Raw genomic sequence first — 13,468 nt, forward strand, 5'->3', positions numbered from 1 at the left:
GTCAGTGCAGGACGATCGGGGTCGCCATCTCGCGGAAGCGGCAGAGCGCGTTCGCGAGCTGCATTTGGCGCGGAGTGCGGCACTCGACGTCGAGCAGACGCGATGAGGCGACGAGGATCGCCAGGCATTTCGCGCGCGACGTCGCGACGTTCAGACGGTTCAGGCTGAGCAAGAACTCCATTCCGCGCGGCGCTTCGTCCGGGCTCGACGTAGCCATGGAGTAGATGACGACAGGTGCCTGCTGTCCCTGAAACCTGTCGACCGTCCCGACGCGCACGCCGGTCGCGGAGAGACGACCCGCCAAGCGAGTCACGTGAGCATTGTACGGCGCCACGACGACGATGCCCGAACCGAGGAGTCGTTCGGCGTCGCCATCGGCGTTCGTCCACGTCGTGCCATGGGCTCCGAGGCGTTGGATCAACGCCGTGACGGCTTCGACCTCTTCGGGCGAGTAGTTCCGATTTCCGTCGTGCTCCACCGGCACGACGGCGAGCCCGGCCTCGGGAAGTCCATCCACGCCGGAAATTCGCTGGTTCTCGAGCCCGACGTGCGACTTCAACAGCCCGTCGTAAAAGACCTCCGAGGTGAAGCGACAGATGCTCGGCGCAAGCCGCCACGTCTCCCGCAAGAAGATTCCGCGGTCTTCAGCGATGGTCTGTCGTCCGGCCAACACGTGCTCGAGCGCGGATACCTCGACGCCGTGCGGATGAGATCCTTTCCGCGGCTGCTCGAGCTGTTGCGGATCGCCGAGCAGGACGACGCTTTTCGCCGCCTGTGAGACGGCGAGAACGTTGGCGAGGGACATCTGACCCGCCTCGTCCACGAAGAGCAGATCGACCGCGCCGGCGAACTCCTCGCGCGACCACAGCCACGCTGTTCCGCCAAGGACGCTTACCTCGCCGCGGACGATCGCACCGTGCGCGTCCTTGTTGTTGTCGATGCAACGGACGCTTCTCGAGGGTTCGCCTTCGTCGCACCGATGCGCGACGGCTATGCTCACCCCCCTCGCCGTCGCCTCCTCGATCACTGAATCCAGAAGCAGGCGAATCACCTTGTGGCTGTTCGCGACCACGCCGATTCGCTTTCCCTCTCGCACCAGCGAGCAAATCATGCGCGCGCCAAGGAACGTCTTTCCCGCTCCAGGCGGTCCCTGAATCGGCAGCACCGTGCGATCGAGAGCGGGGGCAACGCGAAGCGCCCTGTCGGGCGGAGACTCGCCTACCTTGACGTCGAATTGGCCTCCTGTCGCCGAAAGGCGCGGCGCTTCGCCTCGAAGTAGTGCGAGCGCGGCGCCATAGTCCTCTCGGCCCGAGGCGACGGACTCGCCGATGCGAGACAGCGAGTCCGCCATCTCGTCGGTGTTCACGTGCGAGAACGCACACACCGCCGTCGGATGGATCTCAGCGCGCGCCTTCTTCTTCTTGATCTCGATCGTGTGTGCGAGGCGGTCGATCGAAACGACCTCTCCGAACCCCTTCTTGTCGGAGAGCCACAGCTCGTCGCCGGGACCGATCTCGGTTTCTTGTGGCGGGAAAGCGTATCGATCAACGACCGTGCCGGTCTCCTTCCCGCTCTTCTTGTGCCGCACGATTTCGACACGGCCGTCGAACTCCAGGCCGGCGACGGCTTCGGGCTTGTCGTACAGGTCTTCGTCCGGCGACTCGCACAGTCGAAAATGCGTCGCCCAACCAACACGATCTTCACGGCGGTGATAGTCGAGGCTGTACGCAAGCAGCCAGCGCGCCTGTTGCGACGCGTTCCGGTCGGCCGGCGACTCGGCGACTCCGTTCAGCAGACGAGCGCGAAGCGCCTCGACGGCCTGCGCCCGTTCGTCGACTTTTGGCGGCGCTTTGCCGTCGGACGGATCGCGCGGTGGACGAGGGATCCACGCGCCCGATCGGATCTGGCGTTCGCGAACAGCCTCGAGCCAATCGCGCAGCGCGAGCGTCGACGCGCAGTCGTCGCGATTGTAGCCTTCGACCGTCGTTCGCGCTTCCGCCGGCAGGTCGTGAATGGCGCCGGATTCGAGGGCGTACTCGACGTCACGCAAGCGGCGGTTCGCGTCCTCGAGCGCGATCTGCCGCTTGAAACCGTAGAGCGTTTCGAGGCTCTTGATCGAGTAACGCTCGACACCGATGCGCATCGATTGGCGGACGACAGCGTACAGATCGATGAATCGCCCGGCGCGAAGCATCGCTTCGAATTCACGTTCGCGCGTGGCGTAGCGGCCCATCAGCCTCGTAAACGCGGCCGGCTCGTACGGGGCGTAGTGGTACACATGCATTTCCGGATGGGCACGAGCGGCCTCGATCATCCGATCGATCACGCCCTCGAACACGCGATGCTCCTCGGCGTCGGTCAGCGCCCACCTCGAGTCGCAGGAGCCGTCTGCCGCGACGACCCCGAACAGATACTCGCGCCCGGCCTCGCCGACGAACGGGTCGCCTTCGAGGTCGAGGAACAGATCTCCGGGCGATGGCTCTGGCAGGCGACAAAGCCCCTTTGTCTCTTTGATCTCCAGCAGCTCGTGCGCCGGGACCGCGGCGCCGCGCGAAGCCAGCTGAAGCCGTGCCTGGTCGTGCACGCGTTCGTAGGCGCGCAACGAGTCGCGCCGCGGCTTGAAGGGGAGCGGCGAAGCGGCGTTCGCGAGCTGGACGAGCTTCTCGATGCCATGTTCCTGAAGCTCTCGTCGCTGGCCTCGCGAGATCCCCGCGACGAGAGACAGATGGTCGTCGGCGCGGCGTTTGTCGGCGCAGGTCTTTCGCCAACGACAAACGTCGCACTGCTCCACCGGCTCCGGATAGTTCGCCGCGGCGAGCGGCTCATCGCCGATCGCCACGGCGAGCACCAGCTTGTCGCGCACCATACGGAAGTACGCCGCGTAGTCGTTCACGCGGTAACTCTCGACGTTCATTCCGGCCGTCGGCGTGACGACGTGAAACGAGTCGGGCATCACCCCCTGCTCCTGAGCGAGCAGGTCCGAGTAGAGGCTCAGTTGGAGGATCGTCCCCCCCTTCGTCTCTCGCGCGAGCTTCGTGTCGTAGACCTCATAGGACCACGAGCCGAGCGCGCTCGGCTGCTCGACTCGCCGGAGAATGTCGGGGCGGCCATTCCATATGCCGTCGGCGAACGCCCCTTGCACGATGACGTCGGCGCCCTCGCGCATCGCGGCCTCCGTCTTCGCGAGACGCTCGGCGTTGTGATCGATCCCGGCGAGATCGACGACGCTCGCGTTTCCAGTCCGCAAACTGTCGACGAATCGCCGCTCGTGCTCGAGCCCTCGTTGAATCAGAAGCTCGAGGAGCGGATCGCTCTGATAGACCGGCTCGCGCTTGCCGAGCGCCACGGCCATGTCGAGCGCCGTGCGATGTTTGCAGCCGAGGAAGCTCGAGAGGTCGGTTGCGGAGAGCGCGAACTCGCCGTCGCGGACATGCACGGTGGGAGGCCGCGATCGCGTTAGACGGTCGGCGCCTTGTCGAACGCTTCGACGAATGCGTCGACCGCGGGCGGGCCGGACCCGATCCCTTCGTCGTGCTTGAAGTACACGAACGCGTCGCTCCACGGCTGCCCCGCGATGCGCTTGCTCCATTCCTCGAGCAGCGCGGCGTCGTAGTCGAGCCGGTGAAGCCGCACGTAGCCCCAGCCGGCCGTCGTCACGAACGGCGACGCGAAATCCGGCTGCTCGGTGACGCACATCGGAATGTCGCGTTCACGCAGCACGGCATACACCTCGTCGTCGAACCAACTCTCGTGGCGAAATTCGACCGTGTAGCGGCGGTCCGTCGGAAGCGTCGCGACGAACGCGCGCAGACGCGCCACGTCGATTTTCAGATTCGGGGGAAGCTGAAACAAGATCGGTCCGAGCCGCGCGCCGAGCGCCGACGTGTTCTTGAGGAGAAACTCGGTGGCGCTCGCGGCGTCGGGCTTGAGCCGCGCGAAATGCGTGATCCGCTGGCTGGCCTTGATCGCGAACGTGAACGGTTCGGGCACCTGCGACGCCCAGTCGAGCAGCACGTGCTCGCGGGGGAGCCGATAGAACGTGTTGTTGATCTCGACGGTCGGAAATCGCCCGGCGTAGAAGCCGAGCATCGCGTCGTCCTTGAGATCAGCCGGGTAGAACGGCCCTTTCCATTCCTTGAAAGCAAAACCGCTCGTTCCAGCGAGCAGCTTCATGCCGATTTCGCCCGGCGCCTCTTGTGAGGCTTCTCTTCCTCCTCCTCTTCTTTGTTCGCCGCCTTGGCTTCGCTCAGACTCGCCTTGAGCGCTTCCATGAGGTCGATGATCTTGCCGCCGCGCTCGGCCGGCGCCTCCTCGGTGATCTCCTGGCCCTGGATCTTCGCCTCGATCGCCTCGAGCTGACGCTCGCGCACGGTGTCCTTGTATTTCTCGGGCGTGAAGTCGTCGCTCGCCGACTGCTCGATGAGCTGCTTGGCGAGATTCAGCTCGGCGGGTTTCACCGTTCCTTCGGGGACTTCGACCTGCGTCGTCGGGCGCAGCTCGTCGGCGTAGTGGAGCTGCTCCATCACCATCACGCCGTTGAGCGGGCGCAGGAGCACGAGGTGCTGCGCGCCTCGCGCCGCGTATTGCCCGAGCGCGGCCTTGCCGGTCTCTTCCAGCGCCGCGACGAGGAGCCGGTACGCACGATCGCCGCCCTTGTCCGGCCCGAGGTAGTACGTCTTGTCGAGGTACTCGCGATCGACCTTCGCCAGCGGCACGAACTCAGTGATGTCGATCGTGTTCGTCGCCTTTTCGTCGAGCGCCTTGAGCTCTTCGGGCGTGAGGATCACATAGTGGTCCTTCGAGACCTCGTAGCCTTTGACCATCTGGTCGCGCGTTACGAGCTCGTTGTCCTTCGAGCAGATGTACTGCTGCTTGAGACGCGCGCCGTCCTTCTTGTGCAGCAGGTTGAACGAGATGTTGGCCTTCGACTCGGCTGCTGAAAACAGACTCACGGGCACGGAGACGAGGCCGAACGAGATGGTGGCCGTGCCGATGGCGCGTGCAGGCATAGGGGTCCGGGAAAGAGCTGAGGTGGTCGAGGACGTTGGTCGAGATCGTGCAGCGACGCAAGAGTACGGCGGCGGGGAGGCGCGCTGGCCTCGCCCGGCAGGACTCCATAGGTTCACCGCCCAAGCGAAACATCCCTGTGACGGCAAGTAGCGACGACGAACGACCGGTAGACAACCTCAGCGCGTACCGTGCCAAGCGGTCCCCGGATACGACACCGGAACCGATGGGCACGGTGTCGGCCGTGCCGGGGCGCCTGTTCGTCGTCCACAAGCACGCCGCGCGGCGTTTGCACTTCGACCTCCGCCTCGAGATGGACGGCGTTCTGCGCTCGTGGGCCGTGCCGAAAGGGCCGTCGTACGACATGAAGGACAAGCGGCTCGCCGTGAAGGTCGAGGATCACCCACTCGAGTACGGAGATTTCGAGGGAGTGATCCCGGAGGGCAACTACGGCGCGGGCGGCGTCATCGTGTGGGACCGCGGCGAGTGGATCCCGCTCGAGGATTGGCGCGAGGGTCTCGCCAAAGGGAAACTCCTCTTCGAGCTGCGCGGCTACAAGCTTCACGGCAACTGGACGCTCGTGAAGATGAAGAAGAGCGAAAAGGACTGGCTGCTGATCAAGGAGCGAGACGCGTACGTCAAGTCGCCCGGCGACCAGTTCGAGGAGACGTCGGTTCTGTCCGGGCTGACGGTCGACGAAGTGAAGCTCGGTCGCAGTCCCGTCGCCGATCTACGCCAAGCCGTCGAAGCCGTCAAGGCGCCGCGCCACCGGGTCGACCCGAAAACCGTCGAGCCGATGTTGGCCGAATCGACGGACAAGGCGTTCACCCGCGACGACTGGCTGTTCGAGCTCAAGCTCGACGGTTATCGGCTGATCGCGAGCAAGTCGCGCGGCAAATCGATGCTCGTCACGCGCAAGGGGAACGACTACACCGCCGTATTTCCCGAAGTCGCGCGCGCGCTGGAGGCGCTCCCGTTCGACGAGATCATCATCGATGGCGAAGTCGTTTGCCTCGACGACGCAGGCAAGCCGAGCTTCGCCCGACTCCAGCAGCGCGGCACACTGCACAATCCGGCGGAGATCAAGCGTGCGGCCGTCGAGCTGCCGGCGACCTTCTTCGCGTTCGACTTTCTCGCGTTCGAGGACTTTGATCTCCGGCCGCTTCCGCTCAAGGTTCGCAAAGCGCTGCTCTTGTCGGCGCTGCCCAAGCTCGGGGCGATCCATCCGCTCGACCACATCGAGGGCGAGGGCGAGGCGTTTCTCGCGCAGGTCGAGAAGATGGGGCTCGAGGGCATTCTCGCGAAACGCGCCGACGCATCCTATCGCGCGGGGCGCAGTGATCTCTGGCTCAAGATCAAAGCCGAAAAGAGCGACGACTTCGTGATCGTCGGCTTCACGAGCCCCAAAGGGAGCCGGTCGAGCCTCGGCGCGCTGCAACTCGCGGATTTTGTGGACGGAGCGCTCGTGTACTCGGGGCGGGTCGGCACCGGATTCAACGACTCGTTGCTCGAGGAGCTCGCGTCGATGTTCGAGTCGATCATTCGTGAGACGCCGCCTTGTGGTCCGCCGATCCGCACCGATAGCGGCGCGACGGCCGCCGTCATTCCCGAGACGAAGACGACGACGTGGGTCGAAGCGGTCAACGTGTGCGAAGTGCGCTTTCGCGAGTGGACGCCGGACGGCGTGCTGCGCCACGCGGCCTTCCTTCGCATGCGCTATGACAAGGATCCGCGCGAGTGCGTACGCCAGGGCACAACGCCCGCGCCCTCGAATGCGGCGACGCCGGCCCCGACTGGAGTCGAAGAGCCGCCACCGCCGCTGAAACCCGCGCCGGTCGAGAAGGCCTTCAACTTCTCGAATCTCAAGAAGGTTTATTGGCCGAAGGAGCATTACACCAAGGGCGATCTCGTCGAGTACTATCGCGCGATCTCGCCGTGGATGCTGCCGTATCTGCGCAACCGCCCGCTGGTGATGACGCGCTTCCCCGACGGCATCGAGGGCAAGCAGTTCTATCAGAAAGACGCGCCCGAATTCGCCCCGTCGTGGATCGAGACGATTCCCATATGGAGCGAGGACACGCAGCGAGACATCAAATACTTTGTCGCCAACGACGTCGAGTCGCTGCTCTACGTCGCCAACCTCGGCTCGATTCCGATCCACATCTGGAACAGCCGCGTCGGTTCGCTCGAGCAGCCCGATTGGTGCGTGATCGACCTCGACCCGAAAGAGGCGCCCTTCTCCGACGTGATCAAGTGCGCCGTCGTCTTCAAGGCATTGACGGATGTCATCGGCCTGCCGAGCTACATCAAGACGACCGGCAAGACGGGACTCCACATCATGATTCCGCTCGGCCGGCAGCTGACGTACGCGCAGTGTCGCACGATGGGCGAGCTGCTCGCGCGCGTCGCGCTGCGCGAGCTCGATCCCATCGCGACGATCACGCGTCACGTGAGCAAGCGCGGCGACAAGGTGTACCTCGACTATCTGCAGAACCGCCACGGCCAGCTGATCGTCGCGCCGTTCTGCGTGCGGCCGCTGCCCGGAGCGACCGTTTCGATGCCGCTCCTTTGGGACGAGGTGAACAAGGACCTCAACCCGAAGGACTACACGATCAAGAACGCGATCGAGCGGATGGAAGCGCTGAAGAGCGATCCGTTGCTGCCCGTTCTCGACGACAAACCGAACCTCGCCGAGGTCCTCGAGAAGCTCGCTGGAATGATGAACGGCGATTAAGACTTTCGCGCCGCGTTCACGACGCCGTAGAGTCCCTTCCCCGCCTTGGTCACCGTCGCGACGGCTGCCGCGATGTCGGATACGGACGTGACATCGAGGCGGCCGCTGCTCAAAGGGGTCGTCGTCCGACGCCGCGGATCAATCGGAGAATGAAGAGGAGAACGACCGCTCCGATGAACGCGACGAGGATCGTGCCGGGGAGACCACCGAGGGGCACGCCGGCGCCGAGCGTCGCCAAGATCCAGCCGCCGATGAACGCACCGACGATTCCGATGATGATGTCGCCGACCAGACCGTAGCCCGTACCGCCCATCACCATGGATGCGAGCACGCCCGCGACCAATCCGACGATCAACCACGTCAAGAGACTCATATGAGCCGCCCAGAGAGTTAGTCGCCCCGGCTCAAAGCAACGGACGTGCCTGGCGGCTCACGGATGAGTCCCCTCTGAGCAGCGCGATACAGAAACACGCCTCGGCTACTCACATCGGATCGCGACCAAGGGATCGACACGCGCCGCGTTGCGCGACGGAACGAGTGCGGCGATGACGCCGACGAGTACCAGCACGGCGGCCCCCGACGCGAGCGGCGCGGGATCGAACGGCGTGACGCCGTAGAGCAGCGCGCGCAGCGACCGCGCCCCGAACAGCGCGAATGGAATCCCAAGCATGACACCGACCGCGATCACGCGCAGCGCCTGGCCGATCACCATTCCCACGACCTGGCGTCGCCCCGCGCCGAGCGCCATCCGCACGCCGATCTCGCGCGTCCGCGCCGAGACCTGGAACGCCATCACGCCGTAGAGTCCAATCGCGGCCAGCAACAATGCGACGAAGCCGAACGCGGCGGACAACGACGCCATGGCGCTCTCTCGGCCGACCGTCATGGAGAGCAGATCGGTCATCGGCAGCAGATGGCGAATGCGGATCTTGGGCAGTTCGCCAAGAATGATCGCGCGCGCGGGCGGTACGAGCTGCGACGGTGGCACCGTCGTGCGAATGGCGAATACCGCGCGATCGCTCATGGCGGGCCACTGCCGGCGCGTGAGATACACGGTGCTCGGCGCCGGGGAGCGGAGATCGGACTGCTTCGCGTCGGCCACTACGCCGACGATCGTCCGATTGCGTCCCCCACCCCCACCCCCACCCCCTTCGTCTCCGGGGGTGCTGCCCGCCTGAAAGCCGATCGACTGACCGCTGCCCGCCCGAAAGCCGATCGACTGACCGAGCGGACTTCTCCCGGGAAAGAATTGCTGTGCCAGATGCTCGCTGATCACGGCGACGCGCGGACTCCCCAGCACATCGTTCTCGTTGAAATCTCGACCGGCGACGAGCGCGATGCCGAGCGTCTCGAAGTAGCGCGGCGCGACGGCGAAGCTCGCGACCTCCACTTGGTCGTCCGACGCGGTCTCGAATCCCGGAGCGTCGAGGCTTCTCGTCGGCAACCCTCCATAGATCAGGGGGACGACGAACGACTCGGCGACCGACTTCACGCCGGGCATCGCCGCAAAGCGAGCATGGAACGTCGGCACCAGCGACTGAAGCAGCGTATCGCTGTGCGGCGTGTCGCGGGCGTCGAGCTGCACGATGAGGAGCGTCTCCGGCTGGCTGCCGCCGACGGCCTCGGTGAGATGCCGGAGAGTCGCGTTCAACAGGCCCGCCGACGAGAGGAGCAGCAGCGCCAGCCCGACCTGCACGGCGACGACGCTCTTGTCGAGCGCGCGGACGCGCCGGCCGGCGGTCTGATGGTCGCGAAGGCCCGCGACGATGTCGCCGCGCGTGGCTCGCAGCGCCGGGACGACGCCGAAGATCAGGCCGCACCCGAGCGCGACCGAGGCGGTGAAGCCGAAGATCATGAGGCTCGGGCGAATGGCGACGAACGGCTCGAGCATCGCCAGTCCCGCCGGCATGTTCCGCGACAGAACCGCCGAACCCCAGATCGCGAGGAGAATTCCCGTCGCGCCGCCGAGGAGCGCCAGCAACACCGATTCGGCCAACAGTTGTCGGATGATGCGCCCTCGCGAAGCGCCGAGTGAAAGACGAACCGCGAGCTCACGCGCTCGGGCCGCCGCTCGGGCCAGAAGCAAGTTGCCGACGTTCGTGCACGCTATGAGCAGGAGGACTGCCACTCCGCCCATTAGAGCAAGCAATACGTTCTCGTATTGCGCGCGAACGTCGATCTTCCTGCCTTCGGTGATGCCGTTGCTGATGTCGAGAAAGCCGATGCGTTGGATTCCCTGCCTCGAGCGCGGAAACGCCAGCGCGCCGTTCGCGCAGCAGCGGGAGAAGACCGTTTCGAGCGCGGATCGCAGGCGCAACGAGTCCGCGCCGAACCGCGCGATGAGAAAGAGGTCGGGCCGTCGTTCACCGGCCGGCCGGTGTTGCATCGCCGGAACGGCGGTCATCGGAACCGTCATCTCGTAGGCGCTGCCGAGCCTGAGACCGTGATATCCTGCGTCGCTCACACCGACGATCGTGAAGAGCTGGTCGTTCAGCTTGATCGTTTTGCCGAGCGCCGCACTGGGGCTCCCGAAGCGCGCGTTCGCCGAGGCGTTCGAGAGGACCGCGATTTGGGCGCCGTTCCGAACGTCGGCCGGAGAAATCGGACGCCCAACGGCCATCGGGACGCCGACGACCCGGAAGAACGCGCCGTCCACGGCATCGATGTTCACCCCACCGACGCGCACGCCGTTGATCTCGCCGTTTGCCGCGTCGGTTGAATGAAACGACGCGAGGTCGGTCGGCACGCCGGCTTTCACCGCCGGAACTTCGTCGGAGGTGAAGAACGCACGCATCGGGCCGTCGGGCGAATGCGTCACGAGACGCAATGCGTCGGGATCGGCGACGGCCAGCTTCGCGAGCAACAGCGAGTGGATCATTCCGAAGATCGCCGCGTTCGCGCCGATGCCGATGCCGAGCGATGAGATTGCGACAAGAGTGAACACCGGCGAGCGACGCAGGGCGCGCCACGCATACCCGAGGTCCTGCCGCGTCACGTCGAGCCAGCGCGTCACTCCCATCCAGCGCGCTTCTTCCTTGAGATAGGTCGGATTGCCGAAGTCGCGCCGCGCCGCAAGGCGCGCGTCGTCGGACCCCGCTCCGTCGTGCATCCGCTGCTGCTGGTCGAGGCTCTGATGGATCGCGTACTCCTCGGCGCGGTCGCGGTCAGCTTCGCCGCTGCGCAGGGCGGTTCGGATTCTGTGTCGAAGGGCATCGAAGGCTGACATGGGACCTCACGTCGTCTTGAGGACGCGAACGATGGCGGCGTACATCGACTCGAACGCGGAGACCTCGTCGCCGAGGCAGCGGCGGCCGCTGGCGGTGATCGTGTAGTAGCGCGCGCGACGCCCGGTGTGGGACCGGTCCCACTTCGCGGTCACGTGGCCCGCGCGAAGGAGCCGCTCGAGGGCGGGGTACAACGATCCCTTCTCGACGCGGATGACGTCGGCGGAGGTGCGCTCGATGTGCTGGCCGATGCCGTAGCCGTGCATTCGGCCCAAGCTGAGTGTGCGAAGGACCAGCATCTCGAGCGTGCCCGGCACCAATTCCTGCGACTTGTCGGTCATGGATAGTCTGTCTGTCTATGACGGTAAGACTATCTATCCATTACCGCCGCTCGTCAAGGGCGCATTGACGACCTCGGCATCAGCGCGGCGGAAACGGAGTCGCGCCGTCAAGTCGGGGACGCCCTTCTTGACCCCCTGCGAACCCGGCCGCCAATTCCATCCGGACCTCACGAGGAGTCGTCACGTGCGTCGCGTCATTCTCGCCTGCATCATGGCCACCGGTCTCACGGCGCTCGCCGCGCCAGCCACCGCTGCCCAGGGCGGCGGCGGATTGCCGGACAGCACAAAGGCGCATCGTTGGGACGTCGAGCACGAGCTGGAGTCGGTCGCCGTGATCGATCGGAAGGAAATGATCGCGATGCGAGACGGAATTCGCGTGGCGGCCGACATCTACTACCCGAAGGACCTCTCGAAGAAGTATCCCGCGATCTGGTCGCGAACGCCGTACAACTTCAACTACTGGGACGTTCAGAACGGCGTGCCGCGGGACATGACGACGGCTTTGAACGCGGTCAAGCGCGGCTACGCATACGTCGAGATGCAGGAGCGCGGCCACTTCTTCTCCGAGGGGAACTACGACATCCTCGGTCCGCCGCTCACCGACGGCGTCGACGAAGTGAAGTGGATGACGAAGCAAAAGTGGTCGAACGGCAAAGTCGGCACGACCGGCTGTTCCTCCACGGCCGAGTGGCAGGGCGCGGTCGCGGCGCAGAACACGCCGGGCTTCGCGGCGATGAACGTGCAGGGATTCGGCGCCGGCGTGGGACGCATCAAGCCGTACTACGAGCAGGGCAACTGGTACCGTGGTGGTGCCGTACAAATGCTATTCATAGACTGGCTGTACGGCGAGCAGAATCAGGTCCGGCCGATGATGCCGAAGAACGCGACACAGGCGGAGCTTATTCGCGAGTCGAAGTCATTCGACCTCGCGCAGCACATGCCGCCCGTGGATTGGTCGAAGGCATTCTGGACACTGCCCGAGCAGGACATCATGAAAGACGTCGGCGGCCCGAAGGGAATCTTCGCCGACTCCATGCCCGTCGCGACGGGCGGCGCCATGATCAAGCGCGCCCCGAACGATCCAGCGTGGTATCGAGGTGGCCTTTTCCACGACGACATGCGGATCAACATCCCCGGCCTGTGGTTCATGTCGTGGTACGATGTGTCGGTCGGCCCCAACTTGGCGATGTACAACTTGGTCCGCAGCACGGCCAAAGGCGCCGCGGCGAATCAGCAGTGGGCGGTCATCGCGCCCACGGGCCATTGCGGCTACACGCGATCGACCGAGCACACCGTCGTCGGCGAGCGTGACATGGGCGACGCTCGGCTCGCGTACAACGACATCATGTTCGCGTTCTTCGACCGTTTCCTGAAGGGCGAAGGGGCGGGCGGCCAGATGCTCGACACCATGCCCAAGGTCCGCTACTACACAATGGGCCTGAACAAGTGGCAGAGCTCCGATACGTGGCCGCCGCGCGGCGCGGAGCCGATGACGCTGTATCTCTCGAGCGGCGGAAACGCCAACACGCTGAACGGCGACGGGGTGCTCGCCAAGGCGGCCCCCGCGAGCGACAAGCCCGACAAGTTCGCCTACGACCCCATGCATCCCGTCCTGTCTCACGGCGGCAACGTTTGCTGCCAGGGAAACGCGGTCGGCGCCGGCGCGATGGACCAGCGCGAGACGGAAGCCCGCGCCGACGTGCTGGTCTTCACGAGCGAGCCGTTCACCCAAGGCACCGAAGTCAGCGGACCGATCACGCCGACGTTGTACGTGTCGTCCGACGCCAAGGACACCGACTTCTCGATCAAGATCCTCGACGTCTATCCGGATGGTCACGCGTACAATCTCGACGAATCGATTCAGCGCATGCGCTACCGAAATGGATATGACAGGCCGCTGGTGTGGATGGAGAACGGCAAGGTGACGAAGGTGACCTTCCAGCCGCTCAACACCAGCAACTACTTCGAGCCGGGACATCGGCTGCGCATCGAGATCTCGAGCAGCAACTTCCCGCGTTTCGATCGGAATTTGAACACGGGCGGCCGCAACTACGACGAGTCGAAGCCGGTCGTGGCCCACAACGCCGTGCACCACTCCAGCGAGTATCCATCGTCGGTCACGCTCACGGTGGTGCGCAAGCCACAGCCATAGCGTCGCGGCG

At 65.1% G+C, this 13,468-nt stretch carries 8 protein-coding genes; 2 read left to right on the plus strand and 6 right to left on the minus strand.

The genetic code is table 11. From position 1 onward, the window contains the following. Position 1: 1 nt before the first annotated feature. From VGQ44_19155 to VGQ44_19165, 3 genes are read right to left on the minus strand one after another with little or no spacing between them, the layout of a single operon-like run. Positions 2-3,436, minus strand: coding sequence for a TM0106 family RecB-like putative nuclease (locus tag VGQ44_19155; GenBank protein HEV8448962.1), 3,435 nt, complete (start codon positions 3,434-3,436; stop codon positions 2-4). 20 nt (positions 3,437-3,456) lie between these two features. Continuing rightward, the gene (locus tag VGQ44_19160; GenBank protein HEV8448963.1) at positions 3,457-4,173 is read right to left on the minus strand and encodes a DUF72 domain-containing protein; all 717 of its coding nucleotides are present in this window, start codon (positions 4,171-4,173) and stop codon (positions 3,457-3,459) included. Next, positions 4,170-5,009: a Ku protein gene (locus tag VGQ44_19165; GenBank protein HEV8448964.1), complete on the minus strand. Its 840-nt coding sequence runs from the start codon at positions 5,007-5,009 to the stop codon at positions 4,170-4,172. The genes VGQ44_19160 and VGQ44_19165 overlap by 4 nt, the downstream gene beginning before the upstream one ends. A 137-nt stretch (positions 5,010-5,146) precedes the next feature. On the opposite strand from VGQ44_19165, the gene ligD reads away from it, so the two are divergent. Further along, positions 5,147-7,741 (plus strand): DNA ligase D, encoded by a 2,595-nt coding sequence (gene ligD, locus VGQ44_19170; protein HEV8448965.1) that lies wholly within the window; start codon positions 5,147-5,149, stop codon positions 7,739-7,741. 109 nt (positions 7,742-7,850) lie between these two features. On the opposite strand, the gene VGQ44_19175 is transcribed toward ligD, so the two are convergent. From VGQ44_19175 to VGQ44_19185, 3 genes are all read right to left on the minus strand, one after another. After that, positions 7,851-8,114, minus strand: coding sequence for a GlsB/YeaQ/YmgE family stress response membrane protein (locus VGQ44_19175; GenBank protein HEV8448966.1), 264 nt, complete (start codon positions 8,112-8,114; stop codon positions 7,851-7,853). 105 nt (positions 8,115-8,219) lie between these two features. Next, positions 8,220-10,967: an ADOP family duplicated permease gene (locus VGQ44_19180; GenBank protein HEV8448967.1), complete on the minus strand. Its 2,748-nt coding sequence runs from the start codon at positions 10,965-10,967 to the stop codon at positions 8,220-8,222. 6 nt (positions 10,968-10,973) lie between these two features. Then, positions 10,974-11,306 (minus strand): PadR family transcriptional regulator, encoded by a 333-nt coding sequence (locus VGQ44_19185; GenBank protein ID HEV8448968.1) that lies wholly within the window; start codon positions 11,304-11,306, stop codon positions 10,974-10,976. 184 nt (positions 11,307-11,490) lie between these two features. Here VGQ44_19185 and VGQ44_19190 point away from each other — a divergent pair, with 184 nt between their 5' ends. Continuing rightward, positions 11,491-13,458 carry a CocE/NonD family hydrolase gene (locus VGQ44_19190; protein HEV8448969.1) on the plus strand — a complete coding sequence of 656 codons (1,968 nt, stop codon included), beginning with the start codon at positions 11,491-11,493 and terminating at the stop codon, positions 13,456-13,458. Positions 13,459-13,468: the final 10 nt, after the last annotated feature.

It is taken from the genome of Gemmatimonadaceae bacterium (assembly GCA_036003045.1).
Classification (GTDB): domain Bacteria; phylum Gemmatimonadota; class Gemmatimonadetes; order Gemmatimonadales; family Gemmatimonadaceae; genus JAQBQB01.